Raw genomic sequence first — 20,661 nt, 5'->3', positions numbered from 1 at the left:
TCAGTTCGGCCGATACAAACATGCAATGTGTTTGTAGATGCAGGATCCTGTCGGTCATAATGACTCGTAACTGAGCAAAATGATTGGTGGTGTTAAGGTGGTCACATCTACTACGGGGCCAACTGGGCCAAGCCAGCCAAGTGAGGTCTTGGCCAAGCCGATGACCAATCCCACGGCTGCAGCGTCGACCTCAGCCGGCGCGCCGGACGAACTGGATCGGCAGTTGCTCGAACTCTTGCGTGTCAACGCCCGGCTGCCGGTGGTCAAGTTGGCCAAGGCCTTGGGCTGCGCGCGCAGCACGGTGCAATTGCGCCTGAAGGCGCTGGAGGATGACGGACACATCACCGGCTACACCATCAGCATGGCGGCCAAGCGTGCTGCTCCCGGCATTCGAGCCATGGTGCTGATTTCGGTCGACTCCAAGCTGGAGCCCGAGGTGGCGCGCGAGTTGACGCGCCGGCATGAGATTCACCAGCTTTACGCCGTCAGCGGCCGCTTTGATCTCTGCGCCATGCTGACCACCGAGTCCACCGAGGAGTTGGATGCCCTGCTGGACCGCATCCGCGCCATCAAGGGCGTGGTCGATACCGTCTCGACCATTTTGTTGAGCAAGAAGCTGGATCGACCCGAGTAGCGGTGGTATCTGGGCCCGGCCATCGTGACGACTGCCACTGGCTGTGGGGTGGTCCGTGCCGGCAAAATTCGACGGACTTCTGACAAGCCCAAGAGAGAACCATGCTATTTGCCGTGATCTTCACCGACAAGCCAGACCAAGCGGCTGTGCGGGCCGCCCATTTGCAGGCCCATATCGAGTGGCTCGAAACGCACCGCGATGTGATCCCCGTCGGCGGCTCACTGCGCCATGAACCCGAACAAACGCCCAAGGGCGGGCTGTGGGTGGCCCATGCCGAATCAAAGGCGCAGCTGGAGACCCTGCTGAAGACAGACCCTTTTTACACGGCCGGCTTGCGCCAAAGCTATGAGATCTTGCATTGGTCTAAGGCCAATGGCGAGCGCAAAGCCTTGATCTAAAAGGGCGCGCGAACTCTTATCGGCGAGCCCTCATCGGGGCGCCATCAAGTGCATGCCGGTGATCAGGGCGCGCAGGCGCAGCTGGTCGTAGTCAATGCGGCGCAGTTGTTCGCGCACGCGGCTGCGATCTTCGTCCGTCTTCGCATCACGCAGCACTTGCTCTAGGCGCTTCGATTCCACATCATTGCGCTGAACCTGTTGCAGCAAGCCATACAACTGTTGACCCAGGCGATAGTGGTTCAGGAACGCGTCTTCTCCCGTCTGCCCACGGCAGCCGCCCATATAGATCTGGTTGCGTGAGCCTTCTTGCCAACCGTTATTGGCGGTGCAATAGCTGCGAATACCGTCTTCCCAGCCTTGCGTCCAACTGCGGTGGTCGGGCGTGATGCCGGCTTTGCTGCAGGCGTCCACATGGTCGTTGATGCGTGTCGCGCTGTGACCAGCGCGGCCGTCGGCCAGGCCTCTGGCGCGCCAGTCGGCTTGCTGGCATTGCGACTCGCTCATGCTGGCGCAGCCGCTGAACAGCCCCAGGATCAAGACCCAGGTGCCGAGCCGCAAGATGGAAAATTTGGACGCGTACTTCATGGGCCAATGCTAGCGCAAGAGCCTTTCAGTCACTTCCGGCCCCTTTCAACTCGACAGAGAAGTCACAACCGCCACATTTCTCCGTAACGTGGCGGCTTGGGCCAACGGGCTGCCGTGGGTGTCTGCTGGCCTTGTTCGGCGAGCCAACGCCTCGCCAGCATCCAGCCCCCGTGGCTGATCACCACGCCGTGCCCTGCGCTAAGCTGCCAAGGGCCGGCGCGTTCCAGCAGTTGGGCCAGTGACTCGCCGCCACCGGGCGCATGCTGGGCAAAGTCTTCTACCCAGGCATCGACCTCGGCTTTGGCAATGGCCGACCAGGCCAGTCCATCCCATCGACCAAAGTTCAGCTCCAGCAGGGCCGGGTCTATGTGCTGCCGCCAACCCCAGGCCTTCAGCCAGGCCGCAACACTGGCGCAGCGGCGCAGCGGGGAGCTGTAGACGATATGCGGCAAGCGCTCTCGGCGCGCAGTCTGCTGGATCTTGCGGGCCAATCGCTTGGCGCGACGCCAGTGCACCGGCAAATCGCTGCCGGCACCGATGCAGCGGCCCACTGCCGCTTCGGGCCGAGGGTGTCGCCACACCCAGAGCCGGGCTTCAGAAGACATTCAAGAGCGCCAGAAAGCTGAGCAGCAGGCCCAGCTCCACCACTTGCTGGGTGGCGCCGAGGTTGTCGCCGGTGTAGCCGCCCAGGCGACGGTCCAGCCAGCCCTGCATATAAAGCGTTAGCCCGGCGGCGACCAGCAAGGCCGCCAAGAGACTGGGCAGCAACTGGTTTTGCAGACTCAGCAGCACCGTGGCCGCGGCGATGACCCAGCCGAAGGCGACCGTCAAGGTCAGGCCGTTGGCCTGCGTCGCCAGCGGTTTGGCCTTGGCGTGATCGGCATCGCCGGCATAGGGCAGGCTGTGCATCAGCCACACCGGCGCCGCACGCGAGGCCGCATGGGCAAAGACGGTCAACAGTGCCGCCAGTTCGGGGTCGCTCTCCGCCAGACTCAGCAAGGTGCTGGCCTTCAGGCCCAGCATCAGAATCAGACCCAGGGCGCCGTAGCTGCCGATGCGCGAGTCTTTCATGATCTCGAGCGAGCGAGCGCGGCTGACGCTGCCGCCCAGGCCGTCGCAGCTGTCGGCCCAGCCGTCTTCATGGAAGCCGCCGGTCATCCAGACGCTGGCCGCCATGCTTAAGCCAACCGCCACGGCAGGCGGCCAGATCCAGAGCGCGCCCCACAAGACCAAGCCGGCAAAGGCGCCGACACACAGACCCACGGCCGGGAAGTGGCGTGCGCATTGCTGCAGCCAAGCGGCTTCAAAACCCACCCAGGCAGGAATAGGGCAGCGGCTGAAGAACTGCAGCGCAATGAAGAACAGGCGAATTTCGTGCAGCAAGACGCTCATGGAGAGAAGGAGGATTGGCGGGCGAAAACCGGGATGGGCCGTCATGGGCCGAAATGTCTCGAAATAGGCGGGCGCCCCGGATTCTGCCCCGAGCAACGCTCGGCGTTCAGGGGCGCAGCGGCAACTCGATCAGAAAGCCCAGGCCAGGCTGGTGGTGCGGGTCAATGCTGATGCTGCCGCCCATGCGCTGGCACAGCGAGTTGACGATGTGCAGCCCAAGACCTGAACCACCCCGGCCGCGCCGTGTGGTGAAGTAGGGCTCAAACAGCCGGCGCGCCACTTCGGGGCTGACGCCGCGACCGTTGTCGCCAAAGTGCAGATGCAATTGCCCGCCTTCGGCGTGCAGGGCGATGTCAATCTGACGCTGCAACTGCGCGGGGGGCTCTTCTTCCAGCGAAGCTTCGACGGGTTCGTCAAACGCGTGCGTCAAGGTGTTGACGATCAGGTTCGAGATGATCTGCGAGAACAGCCCGGCGGCCAGCGTCACGCGCAGCGGCTCGGGGGCATCGAGTTCGACCTTGGTTTGCGCCCCACGCAAGACCGGCTGGTGGGCGGTGATGACCTGTCGCAAGTAGTCGCGCAAATCCAGTCGTGATTCTTCTTCATTGCCCTGGTCCACGGCCAACATCTTGAAGCTGGAGATCAGCCCGGCCGCGCGGTCAAGGTTGCTATTGACCAGGCTTGCGCCGCTTTCCAGGTTGTCGGCCAAGGCCAGCAACTCAACCCGGCTGACCTTTTCGCCGCTCAGCTTGCGTTTGAGGCTGCGGGCAAACTCCTCCATGCCCGAGGCCGCCGTCACGGCGATGCCAATCGGGGTGTTGATCTCATGGGTAAAGCCCGCCACAAAGCCGCCCAAAGCGGCCAGTTTTTCCTGCTCCATCAGGCGCTTCGTGGCCAGCGCAAGCGCTTCACGCAGCCCCTCCAACTGCAGCTGGATGTCTTGGGTATCTGCGCAGTCTGCGGCGGCGGAAGGGGAATTGACGCGGTCGTTGCTCATCACTCGAACGTGTCTGGATAGCGCTGGTAAATCGCCTTCACCGCATCCAGGTTGTCCATCAATTGTTTGACCAGGCCGGGGTCGAACTGAAGGCCAGCCTGCTCGTTCACATAGGCCAGCGCGGCTTCAAAGTTCCAGGGCTCCTTGTAGCAGCGCTTGCTGACCAAGGCATCCAGCACGTCGGCCAGCGCCACGATGCGCCCGGCAATATTGATCTGCTCGCCGATCAGGCCGCGCGGGTAGCCGGCGCCGTCCCAGCGCTCGTGGTGCTCGTGGGCAATGATGGCGCCCAACTGCAAGATGCGCTTGTCGGACTTGCTCAAGAGTTCGAAACCAATCCGGGCATGGCCCTTCATGATTTCCCATTCCTCGGGTTCGAGCTTGCCGGGCTTGTTCAGCACCCGGTCGGGAATGCCGATCTTGCCCACGTCGTGCAGCGGCGAGGCTTGGCGCATGAACTCAACATCGGCCGAACGCATGCCCGAGGTTTCGGCCAGCAGGGCTGACAGTTCGCCGACGCGGCGCACATGGGCGCCGGTTTCCTTCGAGCGCCGCTCGACCGCCTCGCCGATGATGTAGACGGTGGAGCGCTGCGTGTCCTGGATCTCCTCGCGCAAGAGCAGCGTTTCGTAAGTGATGGCGACGTTGGCGCAGAAGATCTCTAGCAACTCGCGCGCCTGTGCATCCACCGGGTCGGTGAAGGCCATATAGAGCAGGGTCTCGTTGTCGGTGCTGCTGCGGTAGTAACCGACAAAATGATGTGAGTCGAAGTAGCCCACCTGATCGATCAGCGCCCGGTCCAGGGCGGTTTTGACTTCGGGTGGCAGGTTGCAAATCTCGTCGTCGACCAGCAGACGCGAGTACTCCGACGTGGCGGCCAGCACCTTCAGGCGCCCCTCGATATGCGAAGCCGCATAGGCCGAGATCCGGCTGGCGCAGAGCGCACGCGCATCAATGCCGAGCAGATGGGTCACTTGCTCCAAGACCCCGGAGGCAAAGCGGCGCAGGTTCTGCGAATCGTAGATGCGGGTGATCGCATCGATCGAGCGGCGCAAGGCCAGCCGCGACTGCTCGATGATCATGATGTCGCGGTAGCTGCGCAGCGCCGCGTAAAAGACCGTGATCAGCTTGCGCTTGGTCAGCTCGGTCTTTTCTTTGTAGTCGTTGATGTCATAGGTCTTGATGACATGTTCTTCCGGGGCTTGGCCCGGCTGACCGGTACGCAGCACGATGCGCACGTGGTGGTTTTCCAACTCTTCGCGGATGTAGCGCGCCAAGTCCAGGCCGGCATGCTCCGACTCCATCACCACATCGAGCAGGATCAGCGCGATGTCTTTGCGTGTTTTCAGCAGCTCGCGGGCCTCGGCGCCGCTGTAGGCATCCAGGAAGTGCAGCCGGCGCCCCGAGAACTCGAAGTCCGCCATCACCAGCTGAGTGACTTGGTGCACGGCGACGTCATCGTCAACGATCATCACCACCCAAGGCTCGAGCGCTTTGTTGCTCGAGTCATCGAGCGACGGGTCTGGCAATTCCTCAGCGAAAACCAAGTCTGTCATGGGGAGCCCTCATGCTTGCTGACCCTGATTATGGCCAGCCCGGCGCTGATGTAAACAAAGACTTACGAGCGATTGCCGCGAACTTTTCGGCAGGCCGGGCGGGGACTTACCCTGGGTTCACCGTTGTTGGCTGACCCCGGCCGACTCGAAGCTGGCCATTTCGGCCAGGATGCGGCAGGCCGAACTCAGCAGCGGCCAAGCCAGGGCCGCGCCGGAGCCCTCGCCGAGACGCAGGCCCAAGTCCAGCAAAGGTTCGGCCTGCAAGGCTTCCAGCATCAGGCGGTGGCCGTTTTCCATCGAACGATGCGCGAACACGCAGCGCTGCAAGACCGCAGGTTGCAACTGGGCCGCCACCAGCACCGCGCTGCTGGCGATGAAGCCGTCGACGACGATGACACGACGCTCTAACGCCGCTTGCAGCACCGCGCCCACCATCATGGCGATCTCGAAGCCGCCCAGTGCAGCCAAGGCCTGCAAGGGCTGGACAGCCTCGGCGTGGCGCTGCAAGACGGCGCTCAGGATGTCGACCTTGCGCGTCAGCGCCGCGTCGTCCAGGCCGGTGCCGCGGCCGGCGCAGCGTTCGATCGGCAGGTTTTGCAGCCGCGCCAGCAGCATGGCCGCGCTGGAGGTGTTGCCGATGCCCATTTCGCCCATCAGCAGCGCGTTGCCGGGGCTATCGGCCAAGATGCGGCGCCCGCGGCCTATGGCCTCGGCGCATTGTTCGGCGCTCATCGCCGCTTGCTCCGAACTGTCGGCCGTGCCTCGGCCCATTTTGGCCAAGACCAGACCGGGGCGGGCCGCAAAGTCGTGCGCCACGCCGGCATCGACGACCGTCAAGGCCAGGCCATGCTGGCGCGCCAGCACGCTGACCGCGGCGCCGCCGGCCAGAAAGTTCTCCACCATCTGCCAGGTCACGTCGCTGGGGTAGGCCGAAACGCCGCGCGCCGCCAGACCATGGTCGCCGGCAAACACCATCAGCTGCGGCTCGCGCAGCTGCGGGGTTTCGCTGCCCAGAATTAGGCCCAGGCGCAGCATCAGCGTCTCCAACTGGCCGAGCGCGCCCAGCGGTTTGGTCTTGCCGTCGATGCGGCGCTGCAGGGCGGCGGCCAGCGCCGGCTCGTCGATCGGTGGGATGTGGGGAATGGGCGGGGTCAGGTCTTGCATGATGAAGTTCTTGTCTTATGAATGCTTGAAATGGCTTTGAAAGGCGGCCAGCACTTGGCGGGCGCCGCGCTCAATCGCCGTCGGGCCGGGGGCCAAAATATCGGCCGATTTGATTTCCAGTAAGCGGGCGCCGAGCTCCGCAAAGCCCGGCCGGGCCAGCACCTTGTCCGGTACAAAGCGTTTGCCGCACCAACTGCCCAGGATCAGCTCGGGCCGCCGCGCCAAAATTTCCTCGGCGCTGACGATGCGTTGTTTGGCAAAACCGGCACGTGACTGCTCGGCAAACAGGTCCTGGCCGCCGGCCAGGGTGATGATTTCGCTGACCCAGCCAATGCCGCAAATCATCGGCTCGTCCCATTCCTCGAAATAGACGCGCGGCCGGCGCGGCAGCAGTTGGCCGGCGGCGGCAATCTCGTCTTGAGTTTGCTGCAGTTGCTGACACAAGTCTTCCGCTTGCTTCTGGCGATTCACCAAGGCGCCGAGCTGCCTGACCATGGCGTGGATGCCGGCCAGGTCGCGGTGGTCAAAAAGCAGCGTGGCCAATCCGGCGGCCTCGCATTCGGCCAAGAGCGGTTTTTGCAGGTCCGAGAAGCCGACCACCAGATCCGGCTCTACCGCCAGGATCTTTTCCAGCTTCATGCTGGTGAAACCGCTGATCTTGGGTTTCTCTTGTCGCGCCTCGGGCGGGTAGACGGTGTAGCCCGAGATGCCGGCGATATGATCTTGGGCGCCGAGGCGATAGAGGATGTCCACCGCTTCGGTGGACAAGCAGGCGATGCGTTGCGGTGTCTTGCTTGTCATGCCTGGGCTCCTTGCTCGTTCAGCAAGCCCATCAAGACGCCAGGCTCGAAGTGGGTGGCTATGTAGTCGGCCAAGCCTTCAAACACGCTGTCCAAACTCTGCACCTGGGTGCCAAACAAGGCTTGCATCACGCGCGCCTGTTCAAACAGACCGTGGGCGTACCAGCCCAGCACGGAGCCGGCTTGCCAGCCGATCGCCTCGCCAGCGTCGTTGAGCAAGGTGACGGCAGCAGGCGCCAGGCTGGGATGCTGAATCGTGCGGCCATGGTGGATTTCATAACCTTCGGCTTCGACGTGGCTGAGCGCAGCCCAGGGCCCAGCCAACTCGCCGAAGCGCACCTGGGAGGGGCGCAGCAGCTTGTCGCGCTCAAACTGCGTGACCAGCGGCAGCAGGCCCAGGCCCGGCGCATTGCCGTCCAGCTGGTGCGGGTCCAGCAAGCTTTCGCCCAGCATTTGTAAGCCGCCGCAGATGCCCAGCACCGGCTTGCCGGCGGCGGCATGTTGGGCAATCGCCAGGTCGAGTTGCTGCGCCCGCAGCCAGGCCAGGTCGGCCGCGACCGCCTTGGAGCCCGGCAGAATGATCCAATCCGCCGCGCTCAATTGGGCCGGCGTGCGTGCCCAAGTGAGGCGCACACCGGGCAGGCTGCGCAGCGGCTGGAACTCGTCCAGATTGGACAAGCGCGGATAGGCGACGATGGCGAGATGCAGTCCTGCACCGCCGCTGGGCGCGTCATCGAACACACCGTCTTCTTCCGGCAGGCCGTGGCCGCGCCACATCGGTAGCACCGCCACGGTGGGCACGCCGGTCAGCGCTTGCAGCTGCTCGGGGCCAGGCGCCAACAGGCTCGCATCACCGCGAAAGCGGTTCAGCACATAACCCCTGATCAAAGCGCGCTCATGCGCCGGCAGCAATTGATGGGTGCCGAACAAATGGGCAAATGCACCGCCGCGGTCGATGTCGGTCACCAGCAGGCAAGCGGCATTCACCTCCAAAGCGGTGCGCATATTGACGTAGTCACTGCTGTGCAGATTGATCTCGGCCGGCGAGCCCGCGCCTTCGATCACCACCACGTCGTTCTCGGCCATCAGCTGGTGCAAAGCCGGCTTGGCGCGCAGCCAGAGTTTTTCGCTGCGTTCGCGCCAGGGTGTGTGGGTCAGCTCGCTGTCGACCTCGCCCAGCACGATGACCTGCGAGGCGGTGTCCTTCTCGGGCTTGAGCAGCACTGGGTTCATGCGTACCTCGGGCGTGCGCCGCGCGGCCAGGGCCTGGAAGTATTGGGCACTGCCGATCTCACCCATGCGCCCGTTCAGCCCAGGTACCACACGGGCGTTATTGCTCATGTTCTGCGCCTTGTAGGGCGCGACCTTGAGCCCCTGGCGAGCGTAGTAGCGGCAAAGTGCCGTGGCCAGCCAGCTTTTCCCGGCTCCGCTGGTCGTGCCCAGCACCATCACGGCCTTGGCGGTCATTGCATGATCACTTTCTGCAGCGCGAGCTGCGATGAAGGGGGCAGGGTGGCGATGCGCACCCAGCCGGGGAGGCCAAAAGAGGTGGCGTCGCGCAGCTTGATGCCGTGTGCGCGCAAGATCTGCATGGCGGGCAAATCCCGGGGCGGGCGTGCCAGCCAAAAAGGCGTACAGCTGTCCTCTTGCTGCCAGCTTAAGTCGCTGAGCATGTGTCGTTGCTGCAGGCCCCAGCTTCTGAGTTGCCCGCGCGACTCGACCAGCCAGGCTTGGATCTCGGGCCGCTGCCATTGCAGCAGCAAGACCTGACCCTCGGCGGACAAGACCCAGCTGGAGGCCAGATCGTTCAGCTTTTGGTGCAGCTTTTGATGGAGGGGGCTGGCGTCCGAGGGGGCCAGCAAATAGGCTGCCCTTACGCCGGTATGGCCCAGTGCTTTGTTCGGGCAATGCAGCTGCCAGCAGCGGCTGGGGATGAGGGGAGTCGTGCCGCTCAGGCGCAGCGCTTCGTAGGCGCGATCGATCACGGTCAACGCGGCGCGCGCGCTGATGGCGTTGAGCGCTTCGCTGCCGAGGCTGGCGCCGGTGGGATTGCAGGGCTCGCAGATCCAGACCAAGGCATCGGATTGGAGCGTTTCGAGCAGCTGCGCCGCATCGGCATAGCGGCGCAGCGGCAAACCCAGGGCCATTGCGGCCGCCGCATAGTCGCCAAAGCCGGGATCTGGCACCCAGACCTCGCGCACGCCCAACAGATGAGCGGCCAGACTGATGCGCCGTATCGCCTCGGCGCCGCCGGCCGCTGGCAGGACCTGCGCGGGCTTCAGCTGATGCGCGGCCGCCAGCTGTGCTCGCAAGACGCTGTACTGAGGATCGGGATAGCGGCGCCGGTCGGCGGCTTGCAGCGCCTCGACGAGCGAGCTCGGCGGTGGCAGCGGGTTGGCATTGGTCGAGAAGTCGTGCAGCACAACTGGGCCGGAGTCGCTGCCGCCATGAATGAGGCCGCTCATGCGGGCAACCTCATTCCTAGCGCCGCGAGCGCCAGCAAGAGCGCCACGCCCAGCATGGCGCGCCGGGCCAGGCTTGCGGCCCGCAAGAGATCGGCGCCTTGCGCTGCGCCGCCTTCGGCATTGAGGGCATAGACCCCCGGCTTGGCCAGCCGCAGATTCAGGCGCAGCGCCATGGCCGCCATCGGCCAGCCGCTATTGGGCGAGGGCGTGCGAGCTGCCTCGGTGGCCAGGCGCAGCAGCGCATGCGGGCGCAGGCCCATCAGCGCCAAGGCGGTGATGCGTGCCGGAATCCAAGACAAGACATCGTCGGCACGCGCGGCCCACTTGCCGGACCATTCGCGGTGATCGCGGTAACCCCACATCGCATCGGCGGTGTTGGCAAAACGGTAGAGCGCCGCACCCGGCAGGCCGGCGATGGCGAACCAGAACAGCGGCGCGACCACCGAGTCATTCAGGTTCTCGGCCAGCGTTTCAATCGCCGCCTCGCGCACGGCGGTCGCGTCCAGTCCAGAAGTGTCGCGGCTGACCAGGCGGGCCAACTGTGCGCGCCCGGCGGTCAAGGACTCACCGAGTGCGCGCTCCACGGCAAGCACCTCATCGACCAACATGGCCCAGGCCAAGAGCGGCTTCAGCAAGAGGCCCAGCAAGAGCGCACAGCCGAGCAGGGCCGACCAGGAGGACCAAGGTTGTAGTCCGTAGATGAGCGCCAGTTCTAAGCTCATCGCCAATGCGACCGACAGGAGCGCGCCAAAGAGCCAGACCAAGCCTCCGCCCATCAAGGCCTGGGCCGGCGGCATGGCGCTCAGCCTCGCGCCGAAAAAATCCAGATAGCGCCCCATGCCGACGACCGGGTGACACCAGACCGGCGGCTCGCCCAGCAGACGATCCAGCAGCAGGGCGATACCCAGCGCCAACGGGAGCAGTAATGCAATCAGGGCTACACCTTCAATCTTCAATGCCGCGCTGTGCCGGCACGCCCGCCTTGAAGTGATGCTTGACCAGCGTCATCTCGGTGACGGTGTCGGCCAACTCAATCAGCTCGTCCGGCGCGTTACGTCCGGTCAGCACCACATGCACATGGGCCGGCCGCTCGCGCAAGGCTTGCAGCACCGGCTCCAGCGGCAGCCAGCCATAGCGCAGCGGGTACATGATCTCGTCCAGCACCACCAGGAAATGCTCGCCGGCGGCAATCGTCGCGGCCGCGCGCGCCCAGCCATCGCGGGCCAGCTGGGCGCTGTGTTCCAGGTCCTTGCTCTTCCAGCTGAAGCCATCGCCCAGGCCTTCGATGGGTACGCCGAGCTGCTCGAACATGCGGTGCTCGCCGAAGCGGGCGCTCGGCACCTTCATGAATTGATAGATCTTGACGGCCTTGCCGCGGCCGTGCGCGCGCAGCGCCAGGCCAAAGGCGGCCGTGCTCTTGCCCTTGCCGTCGCCGGTGTGGACCAGGATCAGGCCGCGGCGCTCGGCGGTGGGGATGACTCGTTCGCGGTCAACGGGGGGCTTTTCAATTTCCATGGCGATTCTTTGCGGGGTCAGGTCTTGTCGGCGGCTGAGTCTTGCTCGGGCCAACGGTCGGTGTAAATCATTTCATCCAAGGGGCGAGACTGGCGCCAGCCTTCCAGCTCCAGCATCGGTGCGGGATAGAAGGCGTCCACCGGGCCCAGACAGAACAGGCCCAGCGCTTGTGCGCCGGCCGGCAGGCGCAGCAGGGCGGCCACTTCGGCGGGCTCAAACATCGACACCCAGCCCAGGCCCAGGTTCTCGGCTCGGGCCGCCAGCCAGAGGTTTTGCACCACGCAGCCGACCGAGGCCAGGCTCATGTCGCGCGGCATGGTGCGGCGGCCGAACAGCGTGCCGTCATCGGGCGCCAGCACAATGGCCAGCAACTCGGCGCAGTCATTCATGCCCTCGACCTTGAGGCGCAAAAACTCTTCGCTGCGCGGCCCCAAGGCTTGGGCCGTGGCCTGACGTTCTCGTTCGACGGCTTGCGCCAGGGCCTGTCGCAGGCTGGGTTCTGTGATGCGCAGCAGTCGCCATGGCTGGCTCAGCCCCACCGAGGGGGCTTGGTGCGCGGCTTGCAGCAGGCGTTGCAACTGCTCGGGCTCGACCCGGCCCCCGGCCTTGAAATGCCGGGTGTCACGCCGCAGCGCCACAAGCTCGTAAAAGCTGGCGCGCTCGTCCGGGCTGAACAGGTGTTGAGGCCGATGCGACATGGAATTCTCTCAACGCACGCGCTCAGGCGGGCACAGCCGCTGGCTGCGCAAAGAAGGCGGCCACCGCGGCCGGGTTGGACGCAAAGTAATGATGGATATAGCTCGCCCGCAGCGAACCCTGCTGGTAGAGCGCCTCGGCGGTGCGGCCGGCATTCGGGTTCTCGGCCGTGGCAATCGGCTGCAGCGGTGTGCCCAGCGTTGAGTAGTGAAAGCTGTGGCCGCGCAGCGGCCCTTCCGGCCAGCTGATGGCTTGCAAACCGAGTGCGGCCAGTTTGCTTTGCATGCGAGCCGTGCCGGGCATCATCCCTGCCATGGTCTGCGCCTGGCCTTCGGTATCGATCAATTGATCGAGCAGGCACAGCATGCCGCCGCATTCGGCCAGCAGCGGCTTGCGCGCGGCCAAGTGTCGGCGCAGATCGGCAAAGAAACTGGGATGCTGGCGCAAGGTTTGCGCGTGCAGCTCGGGGTAGCCGCCGGGCAGCCAGAGCGCGTCGCAGTCGGGCAAGACCTGGCCCTTCAATGGAGAGAAGAACAGCAACTCGGCACCCTGCGCCCGCAGGCAGTCCAGATTGGCGGGGTAGATGAAGCTGAAGGCGGCATCTTGGGCCACCGCGATGCGCCGGCCGGCCAGGGCGCGCGGGTCGGCCTCGGCATAGGGCGTGCCGGCGCTTTCAAAGCTCACCTGTGGAAACTCAAAGTCGGGCTCCAGCGCTTGCGCGAAATGCTCCGCCCAGGCGTCCAGCTGCGCATCCAGTGCGGGCAACTCCACGGCTTGGACCAAACCCAGATGGCGCTCAGGCAGGCTCAGGTTGGCATCGCGCGGCAGCGCGGCCACCAGCGGCAACTCGGGCGGCAGGCCCTGGGCCACCATCTTGCCGTGTGACACGCTGCCGACCCGGTTGGCGATCACGCCGCAGACCTTCACATCGGGGCGGAAGCGTTGCAAGCCGGTGGCCAGCGCGGCGAAGGTCTGGGCCATGGCCGAGGCGTCAATGACGGCCAGCACCGGCAGGCCAAAAGCGGCGGCCAGGTCGGCACTGCTGGGGTCGCCGTCGAACAGGCCCATCACACCTTCGACCAGGATCAGGTCGGCGCTGGCGGCGGCTTCGGCCAGCAGGGCGCGGCAATGGTCCAGCCCGCCCATGAAGAGGTCCAGCTGGTAGACCGGGTGGCCGCTGGCGCGCTCCAGAATCATTGGGTCCAGGTAGTCGGGACCGGTCTTGAAGACGCGCACGCGCCGGCCTAGCCTGCGCTGCCAGCGGGCGATGGCGGCGGTGACGCTGGTCTTGCCTGAGCCTGAGGAGGGGGCGCTGATCAGCAGGGCCTGGCATTCAGTCATGGTGGCGGGCTTTCAGGGGCAGGACATTGCTGGCGCTGGCGGCCGGCTGTTGAGTGGGGGTGGCTGCCGATGCCGAGGGCGCAGGGGCACCGGGCAAGGCCAGCCATTGGCCCTGCAATTCGATCAGTTGCAGGCGTTGGTCGAAGACCTCTTGCAAGGCCTCGCGGGTGGCGGCCTCGGCCGGCGCGCCGCAGTGGCGCACACGCCCTTGGCTCATGATGACCAGCCAGTCGGCCTGCAGCGCGATATTGAGTTCATGCAGCACGCTGATGACGCTGCGGCCTTGCGCCACTTCGCCGCGCACGATTTGCAACCAGTCGGCCTGGTGCGGTGGGTCCAGATGGGCGAGCGGTTCGTCCATCATCAGTACCTGGGCCTGCACGGCCAGCGCGCGGGCGAGCAGCACGCGCTGACGCTCGCCACCGGAGAGTTGGCCCAACGAGCGGTGGCGCCAGTCCCAGCACTGCGTTTGTCGCATGGCCTGGCCCACCGCGGCGTGGTCGCTGGCGGCGGGGGGCGCCAACCAGGCCCTGTGCGGCAGGCGCCCCAGCATCACCACGTCTTCGGCGCTCAGGTCGTCGCCGCTGGCCTCGTTCTGGCCTAACCAGGCCAATGCACGGGCTCTGGCCTTGTTTGACCAAGCCTGCAAGGGCCGGTCCAGCAGTTCGATCTGGCCCAGGCTGGGGATCAGGCCGGTGAGCGCGCGCAGCAGGGTGGACTTGCCGGCGCCATTGGGGCCGACGATCGCGGTCCATCGCGAGCGGGGTAATTCCAGTGCGATGCGGTGCAGTACCGGCTGGCCTTGCAGGCTTGCGCTGAGCTCATGGCAGCGCAGGGCGGCGCTGGCGCCGACCTCGGTGTGTTGCTTTGGGTGACGGCTCATGAGCTCCTCCGGCCGCGTTGTCTGTGCATCAGTCGCAGCAGATAGCCGCCGCCCAAAATCGCGGTGATGACGCCGACCGGCAGCTCTTGCGGCGCAATCAGCCAGCGGGACAAGATGTCGGCGCTTAGCAAGAGCAGGCCGCCGGCGCAGGCCGACAGCAGCAGCAACTTGCCATGTGGTGCCGGGCAGAGATTGCGCACCAAATGCGGTGCCACCAGGCCGACAAAAGCGATCATGCCGGTCTGCGCCACGGCGGTGCCGGTGGCCAGGGCGAAGGCCAGGATCAGCACCACCCGCACCAGGCTCAGGCGCACCCCCAGCGATTGCGCGGTCGATTCGCCCAGCGTCAGGGCATCGAGTGCCTGGCTGCCGCCCAGGGCCACGGCCAGGCTCAGCAGCAAGACGCCCCCCATCAGCAGCACGCTGTTCCAACCGAGAAAGCCGGTGGTGCCCAGCACAAAGGCCTGCATGGTGCGCAGGATGTCGGGGTTGGTCAGATTGATCAGGTCGGTGATGGCGCCCAGCACCACGCCGACCACCACACCGGCCAGCAGCAGGCGCAGCGTGTGCTCGACGCCGCGCGCCATCAAGAGCGCCAGCGACACGCCGGCCAGCGTACCGAGGAAGGCCGCACCGGTCAGGCCTAGCCGCTCCAGCCAGGCCATGCCCAGCGGTGAGCCGCCCAGCAGAGCCAGCGCGATCGCCACGCCGAGCCGCGCGCCGGCGGCGCTGCCCAGCAGATAGGGGTCGGCCAGCGGGTTGCGGAACAGACCTTGGGTGATGGCGCCGGCGAGGCCGAGCAGGGCGCCGGCCATCCAGGCCCCGGCCGAGCGCGGCAGGCGGATCTGCCAGAGGATCTGGTCGGCCATCGCCGCATCCACGACCACCCAGTTGAAGGCCAGGCCGGTGCTGCCCACGGCCACGCCCAGCATCAGCAGCAAGACACTGCTCAGGAGCAGCCCAGCCAGCAGCGGCCAGGCCTGCAAGCGGCCGGCGCTGGCCATGGCGACGGGGCTGTGGCCGTTCATCATGGTTTGGCCGGGACTCCAGTGCCCATTTCGCGCAGGCAGCGCGCCATGATCTGGGCCGCCTCGCCCATGCGGGGGCCAGGTCTTGACATCACATCGCTCTGCTCGGCGTCGAAGACGCAGACACGCTTGTTGGCGATGGCCGGAATTCGGTCCCAGCCGGGGCGCTGATACAGGCCCTCGACATTGCGCCGACCGATCATGATCAGCTGTGGCTTGGCGCGCACCACGTACTCCGGGCTGATCTTGGGGAAGGGGCCCATCTCGGGCGTGATGATGTTGCGCGCGCCCAGCCGGGCCATGGTTTCGCCCATGAAGGAGACCGGGCCGGCGGCATAGGGCGAGCGGTCCACCTCGTAGTACACCAAGGTGCCGCGCGCCTGCGCTGGAATGCTCTGCGCGGCGGCGCCGACGGTGGCATCGATGCGTCGCCAAATCGCCTGGGCGTCGCTGATCTGCAGCAACTGCCCCAGTTTGTCCAATACACGCTGCACATCGGCGTAGGACTTGGTCTCCAAGGTGACCACGGTCAGGCCCAGGCCGCGCAGCCGGTCGCTGACGCGCGAGGAGGGCGCCACCAAGACCACATCGGGCTTGAGCGAGACGACGGTCTCAATCTGGGTGTCATCCAGGCCGCCGAGTTTGGGCAGCCGGTTCACCTGGGCGGGGAAGTTCGAGTAGCGATCCACGCCCACCAGCCTGTCGCAGGCGCCGAGTTCGCAGATGGTTTCGGTCAGCGAGGGCAGCAGGGTGACGATGCGGTGCGGTGGTTTGGCCCACTGCGTGGTTTGGCCCAGATCGTCCTTGATTTCGACCCGGCCTTGCGCTGCGGCTGCCGTGGCTAGCAGGCCGCAAGCCAGCCAGGCCAGGCTTTGTTGAATCAGGGTCATGGTGTTCAACTTCATGGATAAGCCTCTTCAGACTCGGGCCTGGCTTCAACCGCGCGCGTCCAGGCTTGGCCGGCCACCATCAGCGTCAGCTGCGCGCAGCGCGCCGCCACGGCCTGGTTCAAGCGTCCCAGTTCGTCCACATAAAAACGTGCCTCGCGGCTCATGGGTGAGACGCCCCAGCCGACCTCGTTGGAGACGAATAACACCGGCGAGGGAAGGTGCGGCAGCAACTCGTTCAGGCTCTGCAGCTCGCGCTGCCAGCCGGCCAGATCGGGCGTACCCGACATTGGCATCAACCAGTTGGTCAGCCAGAGCGTCAGGCAGTCCACCAGCAAGAGCCGCTCAGGTGCGGCATTAGCTTGCAAGGCGCGCGACAGGCTCAGCGGGACTTCGACGGTGTCGAAGCCCGCTGGCCGGTCGGCCTGGTGGCGGGCAATGCGCGCGCGCATCTCATCGTCGAAGGCCTGGGCCGTGGCCAGCACCGTCACGCGGTGTGCGGCCTTGCTGCGCAGCCAGTCTTGCGCCAGGCGCTCGGCCTGGCGTGACTTGCCGCTGCGCTGGCCCCCGACAATCAAATGATGATGAGCGGCGCTTTGCATGGCTAGGCCTTAGAGCGAAGGCGTGAAACGCAGGCTCAGGAACAAGGTGCGCGGCGCTTGTGCATAGCCGCCTGCGGTCTGGTATTCCTTGTTGAAGCTGTTGTCCAGGTTCACCTGCAGGGCCAGATCCTTGTTGACCTGGTAGCGTGCGTCCAGGTTCAGCAGGGCGTAGCCGGGCAGCTTGCTCGAGTTGTCGTTGAAATCGTAGCGGAAGCCGTAGGCCAAGACCTGTCCACCGAGGGTCCAGTCACCCAGGCTCTTGTCAATGCGCAGGCCGCCATGCTTTTGCGCGCGACGACCCAGGAACAGGCCGGTGTTCACATCTTTGGGCGACTGCCAGTCGAGATTGCCGGACAGGCGCAGGCCCATCAGCTCGGTGCCCCCCTTCAGGCTGACACCCTTCAGCTCAACCTTGGCCAGGTTGCCATAGCAGCCGTCCCAGGGTTGCGGGTTCTTGGAGGGCGGGCAGTTGGCCACAAACTGCGAATCCCAGCTGATCAAGTCTTTGACCTGGTTGTCATAGACGGTCAAGCCCAGTTGATGCACGCCGCTCTTGAACTCAAGGCCGACTTCGGCGCTCTTGCCGCGCTCAGCTTGCAGCTTGGGGCTGCCCGGCTTGGGTCCGTATTGGCTGAAGCTTTGATACAGCGTGGGCGCGTGGAAGGCCGTGCCGCCGCTGGCCCAGACGCGCCATTCGGGGCTCAGGCGATAGCCGGTGGCCAGAGTGCCGGTGGTGATGCCGCCGAACTCGCTGTCCTTATCGTGGCGGATATGGGCCTGGCCGTCCCAGCCGCCCAGGCTTAGCAGGTAGGCCGCGCCAATGGCGTTCTGGCTGCGGTCGGCGCTGGGGCCACTGACGAGGCTGGAGTTGGTCAGCTTGTCTTCACGGCGTTCCAAGACCATGTTCAGCTGTCCGGGGCCGAGCTTCAGGCTGCTGTTGAGGCCATAGTTGCGAACCTGCGTCTCGGTCAGATAGACGCTGGGTTTGGTTTCGTAACGGTCGGTGGCCTGGCTGACGTTCAGCTCACTTTGCAGGGCGGCTGACCATTGGGCCGACCAGCTGGCACTGAGCGCCTGGCTGTTGCGCAGATTGCGGTCGTCAACGCCGGGCTTGGGTTTGCTGCTGGCGTCATAGGCGCTGTTCATCTGGCTGCCCAGGGCCATGAATTGCACGCGGTGCTGCTCATTGATCGCATAGCCGAGGCGGGCGCTCTGGCTGTGGCTGCGCCAACCGTCGAGGTCGGCCACATAGCTCGGGTCATTGGGGTTGAAGGCGACCGGGCGGGCGTTGAAACCATCGCTGAATTCGGTCGCCATGGTGAAGGCGTAGTCGAGCGCGCCTTGCGCGCCGCTGATGCTGGCATCTGCCTTGACCGTGCCCAAGCTACCCACACCGGCGCCGAGTTCCAGGTACGGTGTGCCCGAGCCCTTGCGAGTGAAGATCTGCACCACGCCGGCGACGGCGTCGGAGCCATAGACCGCGCTGGCGGCGCCGCGCAACACTTCAACCCGCTCGATCTGCGCCAGCGGAATGGTTTCCCAGGACGCGCCGCCGGAGCCGCTTTGTGTGTCCATGCGGATGCCGTCGACCAAGACCAGCGTGTGCTGGGTGTTGGCGCCGCGCAGGAAGACCGAAGTCTGGGTGCCGGGGCCGCCGTTCTGAACGATGTCAAAACAGGCCGCAGTGCGCAGCAGGTTGGCCAGTCCGCCGAAGGCTTGGCGTTCGATGTCGGCGCGGGTCAGCACGGTGACATCGGCCAACACGCGGTCCAGACTGAGCTTGGATCGGGTGGCGGTGACGAACACCGAGTCGAGTTTGTTAGGGGGTTGAACCGTTTGGGCCTGGGCCGATGCCTGAACCAGGCTGGCAATCAAGGCCAAAGTGAAGGGAGCTGCGGCGAAGGAGGTCGCGGATGCGGAGGGGCGAACGGAGCGCCGGATCGAAGAAGTCATGAGAAATGCAGGGACCAAAAACAACCAGGACTCAGCTCACCCGCTGAAGTCCTGTGAAACGGATTGCCGCGAGCCCCAAAAGGCTGCACAGCGCACCACGTTGTTGGCCGGTATCCGGGCTGGTGGAGGCGAGCCCTGTGTCCTTCCCAGCGCACAAAAAGCGCCAGTGGAGCGATGACAGGTCTTGGAACGCTGAGATGCGATCCGTCCACTTACCGTTGCGGGGACAGCTCAGGTTGGGTTTGCTTCGTGGAAGCGTACCGTCCTGATTCCCGTTTAACTGCACAAGCATGAATGCTTGCACGAGCACCAACAGCCGGGGATTCTAGCCGCCGCTGGATGCCGCCTTGGGCGCTTGTACCGGTTTTGTTGCTTCTGAGCTGTTGGGCTGCGGTTGCGTCGACTTCTTGACGGGCTTGGGCGCCTGCGGGGCTTTGGGTGGTTTGGGCGGCTGAGCGGGTTTAGGGCTGCTGGCGGCAATGACAGCAGGAATGGGCTTCAAACCGTCGATGCCGGTCGGCGTGCTCAGGTGCTTGCGTGCTTCGGCCTCATGCTTGAGGCGTGCTTTCTCCAGGGCCTGTGCGCGCTTGAGGTCGGCTGCAACGCGGTCTTTGGCTGCTTGCGCTTGCGCTGCGCTGGGTTGGTGGTACTCCACCGTCATTTCGCTGGCTCGCAAGCTGCTGGGGCAGGGCGAATCGCGCAGGTCGCGGCCTTCGGGGCCGCAGCGATAGACGGTGCTTGTCCTAGCCTCGGTCTTGGCCGCCAGCTGCTGAGCCCAGCCTGTCAAAACCAGTCCGATGAGCAGCCATTGGGCAGGCCTGAGCTTCATCTCGCGTTGTCCGAGACTTGTGTGGGCTCGGTGGGCGGCAGGTTTGCGCCGACCGTAGGGCTAGGCTTGGGCGGCTTAGGCCGCGGCGGTTTGGCGTGAATTTTGGTGAGGGCCTTGTCCATTTGGCCAGACAACATCAGCTCGACGGCATCCATCGATTTGGCGATGCAGTCCTCCACATCCTGGCGTTCTTTCAGCGGCGGCTTGCGAAGCACATATCCTGCAACCTCGCTCTTGATGCCGGGGTGGCCAATGCCTAAACGCAGCCGCCAGAAATTGGCAGAACCGAGTTGCGCTTGCATGTCTTTCAAACCGTTATGGCCGCCATTGCCGCCGCCTTGTTTGAACTTCATTTCGCCGGGCAGCAGGTCCAGTTCATCGTGAATGGCGAGAATTTCTTCGGGCGCAATCTTGAAGAAGCGCGCCAGTGGTGCCACGGCTTTGCCGGACAGGTTCATGAAGGTCATCGGCTGCAAGAGCCAGATCGGCCCCGCGGCGCCGGGTGCGTTGTTGACGCGTGCGCACAAGCCGTAATAGTTTCGCTCCACCTGCAGCGAAGCTCCGAGCTTGCGTGCCAGCGTGTCTATCCACCAGAAGCCGGCGTTATGCCGGGTGTCTTCATATTCAGGGCCTGGGTTGCCCAGGCCAACAAAAAGTCGAATCATGTGCGGAGTTTAGGTGGAGCAAAAGGGCTTGGCATGATCGTGTAGGCTAAAAGTTTGGACATCAGCCGAGGGGGGTGTTGGGCTGGATTCGGCACTTTGCGGACTTTAGTGTTCCTCTTGCCGAAGCCATCGGGCGCACGGTTCCGCTCATGTCCTCCGGCTCCGGCTGCGCCAGACCCTCCCCCTTTACTTCGCTTCACCGTACCCCCGACGCCCTCGGCGATTGCTCTTGCTCAACGGCCGATCCTGCCGGAGCAGGACGGCTGGGCGT

General features: G+C 65.1%; 22 protein-coding genes and 1 riboswitch. Of the genes, 2 read left to right on the top strand and 20 right to left on the bottom strand.

Annotated elements, in window-relative coordinates; translation table 11 throughout:
* Window positions 1-160 precede the first annotated feature (160 nt).
* Both WG899_RS21150 and WG899_RS21145 read left to right on the top strand, forming a co-directional pair.
* A complete protein-coding gene (locus WG899_RS21150; protein WP_339597644.1) occupies window positions 161-634 on the top strand; it encodes an Lrp/AsnC family transcriptional regulator in 474 nt (157 codons plus the stop codon).
* Window positions 635-735: 101 nt separating this feature from the next.
* Window positions 736-1,032, top strand: a complete 297-nt coding sequence (locus WG899_RS21145) for a YciI family protein (RefSeq protein WP_339597643.1) — start codon at window positions 736-738, stop codon at window positions 1,030-1,032.
* A gap of 30 nt (window positions 1,033-1,062) precedes the next feature.
* Here WG899_RS21145 and WG899_RS21140 read toward each other — a convergent pair whose 3' ends face one another.
* The 20 genes from WG899_RS21140 to pth all read right to left on the bottom strand — a co-directional run bounded on the left by WG899_RS21140 (window position 1,063) and on the right by pth (window position 20,390).
* A complete protein-coding gene (locus WG899_RS21140; RefSeq protein WP_339597642.1) occupies window positions 1,063-1,617 on the bottom strand; it encodes a DUF2799 domain-containing protein in 555 nt (184 codons plus the stop codon).
* Between the two features lie 62 nt (window positions 1,618-1,679).
* Entirely contained in the window at window positions 1,680-2,222 is a 543-nt protein-coding gene (locus tag WG899_RS21135; protein WP_339597641.1) for a histidine phosphatase family protein, read from the bottom strand.
* A complete protein-coding gene (locus WG899_RS21130; protein WP_339597640.1) occupies window positions 2,212-3,054 on the bottom strand; it encodes an adenosylcobinamide-GDP ribazoletransferase in 843 nt (280 codons plus the stop codon). Before WG899_RS21130 ends, WG899_RS21135 begins: the two co-directional genes overlap by 11 nt.
* Window positions 3,055-3,115: 61 nt before the next feature.
* Window positions 3,116-4,006, bottom strand: a complete 891-nt coding sequence (locus tag WG899_RS21125) for a sensor histidine kinase (RefSeq protein ID WP_339597639.1) — start codon at window positions 4,004-4,006, stop codon at window positions 3,116-3,118.
* Entirely contained in the window at window positions 4,006-5,562 is a 1,557-nt protein-coding gene (locus tag WG899_RS21120) for a DUF3369 domain-containing protein (protein WP_339597638.1), read from the bottom strand. Before WG899_RS21120 ends, WG899_RS21125 begins: the two co-directional genes overlap by 1 nt.
* Before the next feature lie 117 nt (window positions 5,563-5,679).
* Window positions 5,680-6,726 (bottom strand): nicotinate-nucleotide--dimethylbenzimidazole phosphoribosyltransferase, encoded by a 1,047-nt coding sequence (gene cobT / locus WG899_RS21115; RefSeq protein WP_339597637.1) that lies wholly within the window; start codon window positions 6,724-6,726, stop codon window positions 5,680-5,682.
* 15 nt (window positions 6,727-6,741) lie between these two features.
* Window positions 6,742-7,527: an ABC transporter substrate-binding protein gene (locus tag WG899_RS21110; RefSeq protein ID WP_339597636.1), complete on the bottom strand. Its 786-nt coding sequence runs from the start codon at window positions 7,525-7,527 to the stop codon at window positions 6,742-6,744.
* Window positions 7,524-8,993, bottom strand: coding sequence for a cobyric acid synthase (locus WG899_RS21105; protein WP_339597635.1), 1,470 nt, complete (start codon window positions 8,991-8,993; stop codon window positions 7,524-7,526). Before WG899_RS21105 ends, WG899_RS21110 begins: the two co-directional genes overlap by 4 nt.
* Complete coding sequence (locus WG899_RS21100; RefSeq protein WP_339597634.1) at window positions 8,990-9,991, bottom strand: aminotransferase class I/II-fold pyridoxal phosphate-dependent enzyme; 1,002 nt, start codon at window positions 9,989-9,991, stop codon at window positions 8,990-8,992. The genes WG899_RS21105 and WG899_RS21100 overlap by 4 nt, the downstream gene beginning before the upstream one ends.
* Window positions 9,988-10,905, bottom strand: a complete 918-nt coding sequence (gene cbiB, locus WG899_RS21095; RefSeq protein ID WP_339597633.1) for an adenosylcobinamide-phosphate synthase CbiB — start codon at window positions 10,903-10,905, stop codon at window positions 9,988-9,990. The genes WG899_RS21100 and cbiB overlap by 4 nt, the downstream gene beginning before the upstream one ends.
* 31 nt (window positions 10,906-10,936) lie before the next feature.
* Window positions 10,937-11,506 carry a cob(I)yrinic acid a,c-diamide adenosyltransferase gene (cobO, locus tag WG899_RS21090; RefSeq protein WP_339597632.1) on the bottom strand — a complete coding sequence of 190 codons (570 nt, stop codon included), beginning with the start codon at window positions 11,504-11,506 and terminating at the stop codon, window positions 10,937-10,939.
* A 17-nt stretch (window positions 11,507-11,523) separates the two neighbouring features.
* Window positions 11,524-12,204: a 5,6-dimethylbenzimidazole synthase gene (bluB, locus tag WG899_RS21085; RefSeq protein ID WP_339597631.1), complete on the bottom strand. Its 681-nt coding sequence runs from the start codon at window positions 12,202-12,204 to the stop codon at window positions 11,524-11,526.
* 22 nt (window positions 12,205-12,226) lie between these two features.
* Window positions 12,227-13,543 (bottom strand): cobyrinic acid a,c-diamide synthase CobB, encoded by a 1,317-nt coding sequence (locus tag WG899_RS21080; RefSeq protein WP_339597630.1) that lies wholly within the window; start codon window positions 13,541-13,543, stop codon window positions 12,227-12,229.
* The gene (locus WG899_RS21075) at window positions 13,536-14,426 is read right to left on the bottom strand and encodes an ABC transporter ATP-binding protein (protein WP_339597629.1); all 891 of its coding nucleotides are present in this window, start codon (window positions 14,424-14,426) and stop codon (window positions 13,536-13,538) included. The genes WG899_RS21080 and WG899_RS21075 overlap by 8 nt, the downstream gene beginning before the upstream one ends.
* Window positions 14,423-15,457, bottom strand: coding sequence for a FecCD family ABC transporter permease (locus tag WG899_RS21070; RefSeq protein WP_444718884.1), 1,035 nt, complete (start codon window positions 15,455-15,457; stop codon window positions 14,423-14,425). Before WG899_RS21070 ends, WG899_RS21075 begins: the two co-directional genes overlap by 4 nt.
* On the bottom strand, window positions 15,454-16,359 hold the full coding sequence (locus WG899_RS21065; RefSeq protein WP_339597628.1) for an ABC transporter substrate-binding protein: 906 nt from the start codon (window positions 16,357-16,359) through the stop codon (window positions 15,454-15,456). Before WG899_RS21065 ends, WG899_RS21070 begins: the two co-directional genes overlap by 4 nt.
* The gene (gene cobU / locus WG899_RS21060) at window positions 16,356-16,943 is read right to left on the bottom strand and encodes a bifunctional adenosylcobinamide kinase/adenosylcobinamide-phosphate guanylyltransferase (protein ID WP_339597627.1); all 588 of its coding nucleotides are present in this window, start codon (window positions 16,941-16,943) and stop codon (window positions 16,356-16,358) included. Before cobU ends, WG899_RS21065 begins: the two co-directional genes overlap by 4 nt.
* 9 nt (window positions 16,944-16,952) lie before the next feature.
* Complete coding sequence (locus tag WG899_RS21055; protein ID WP_339597626.1) at window positions 16,953-18,896, bottom strand: TonB-dependent receptor plug domain-containing protein; 1,944 nt, start codon at window positions 18,894-18,896, stop codon at window positions 16,953-16,955.
* Between the two features lie 88 nt (window positions 18,897-18,984).
* Window positions 18,985-19,225, bottom strand: a riboswitch (cobalamin riboswitch).
* Window positions 19,222-19,725 (bottom strand): hypothetical protein, encoded by a 504-nt coding sequence (locus WG899_RS21050; protein WP_339597625.1) that lies wholly within the window; start codon window positions 19,723-19,725, stop codon window positions 19,222-19,224. It overlaps the preceding riboswitch by 4 nt.
* Window positions 19,722-20,390 carry an aminoacyl-tRNA hydrolase gene (gene pth / locus WG899_RS21045; RefSeq protein ID WP_339597624.1) on the bottom strand — a complete coding sequence of 223 codons (669 nt, stop codon included), beginning with the start codon at window positions 20,388-20,390 and terminating at the stop codon, window positions 19,722-19,724. Before pth ends, WG899_RS21050 begins: the two co-directional genes overlap by 4 nt.
* Window positions 20,391-20,661 lie beyond the last annotated feature (271 nt).

This window comes from Paucibacter hankyongi (genome assembly GCF_037482915.1).
Classification (GTDB): Bacteria; Pseudomonadota; Gammaproteobacteria; order Burkholderiales; family Burkholderiaceae_C; genus Paucibacter_A; species Paucibacter_A hankyongi.
This window is presented reverse-complemented; position numbering and strand designations above follow the sequence as displayed.

What these genes read in the sequence shown, in the direction of transcription:
- WG899_RS21150 (WP_339597644.1), top strand. Translation starts at nt 161, where the DNA reads ATGACCAATCCCACGGCTGCAGCGTCGACCTCAGCCGGCGCGCCGGAC.
- WG899_RS21145 (WP_339597643.1), top strand. Translation starts at nt 736, where the DNA reads ATGCTATTTGCCGTGATCTTCACCGACAAGCCAGACCAAGCGGCTGTG.
- WG899_RS21140 (WP_339597642.1), bottom strand. Translation starts at nt 1,617, where the DNA reads ATGAAGTACGCGTCCAAATTTTCCATCTTGCGGCTCGGCACCTGGGTC.
- WG899_RS21135 (WP_339597641.1), bottom strand. Translation starts at nt 2,222, where the DNA reads ATGTCTTCTGAAGCCCGGCTCTGGGTGTGGCGACACCCTCGGCCCGAA.
- WG899_RS21130 (WP_339597640.1), bottom strand. Translation starts at nt 3,054, where the DNA reads ATGACGGCCCATCCCGGTTTTCGCCCGCCAATCCTCCTTCTCTCCATG.
- WG899_RS21125 (WP_339597639.1), bottom strand. Translation starts at nt 4,006, where the DNA reads ATGAGCAACGACCGCGTCAATTCCCCTTCCGCCGCCGCAGACTGCGCA.
- WG899_RS21120 (WP_339597638.1), bottom strand. Translation starts at nt 5,562, where the DNA reads ATGACAGACTTGGTTTTCGCTGAGGAATTGCCAGACCCGTCGCTCGAT.
- cobT (WP_339597637.1), bottom strand. Translation starts at nt 6,726, where the DNA reads ATGCAAGACCTGACCCCGCCCATTCCCCACATCCCACCGATCGACGAG.
- WG899_RS21110 (WP_339597636.1), bottom strand. Translation starts at nt 7,527, where the DNA reads ATGACAAGCAAGACACCGCAACGCATCGCCTGCTTGTCCACCGAAGCG.
- WG899_RS21105 (WP_339597635.1), bottom strand. Translation starts at nt 8,993, where the DNA reads ATGACCGCCAAGGCCGTGATGGTGCTGGGCACGACCAGCGGAGCCGGG.
- WG899_RS21100 (WP_339597634.1), bottom strand. Translation starts at nt 9,991, where the DNA reads ATGAGCGGCCTCATTCATGGCGGCAGCGACTCCGGCCCAGTTGTGCTG.
- cobO (WP_339597632.1), bottom strand. Translation starts at nt 11,506, where the DNA reads ATGGAAATTGAAAAGCCCCCCGTTGACCGCGAACGAGTCATCCCCACC.
- bluB (WP_339597631.1), bottom strand. Translation starts at nt 12,204, where the DNA reads ATGTCGCATCGGCCTCAACACCTGTTCAGCCCGGACGAGCGCGCCAGC.
- WG899_RS21080 (WP_339597630.1), bottom strand. Translation starts at nt 13,543, where the DNA reads ATGACTGAATGCCAGGCCCTGCTGATCAGCGCCCCCTCCTCAGGCTCA.
- WG899_RS21075 (WP_339597629.1), bottom strand. Translation starts at nt 14,426, where the DNA reads ATGAGCCGTCACCCAAAGCAACACACCGAGGTCGGCGCCAGCGCCGCC.
- WG899_RS21070 (WP_444718884.1), bottom strand. Translation starts at nt 15,457, where the DNA reads ATGATGAACGGCCACAGCCCCGTCGCCATGGCCAGCGCCGGCCGCTTG.
- WG899_RS21065 (WP_339597628.1), bottom strand. Translation starts at nt 16,359, where the DNA reads ATGAAGTTGAACACCATGACCCTGATTCAACAAAGCCTGGCCTGGCTG.
- cobU (WP_339597627.1), bottom strand. Translation starts at nt 16,943, where the DNA reads ATGCAAAGCGCCGCTCATCATCATTTGATTGTCGGGGGCCAGCGCAGC.
- WG899_RS21055 (WP_339597626.1), bottom strand. Translation starts at nt 18,896, where the DNA reads ATGACTTCTTCGATCCGGCGCTCCGTTCGCCCCTCCGCATCCGCGACC.
- WG899_RS21050 (WP_339597625.1), bottom strand. Translation starts at nt 19,725, where the DNA reads ATGAAGCTCAGGCCTGCCCAATGGCTGCTCATCGGACTGGTTTTGACA.
- pth (WP_339597624.1), bottom strand. Translation starts at nt 20,390, where the DNA reads ATGATTCGACTTTTTGTTGGCCTGGGCAACCCAGGCCCTGAATATGAA.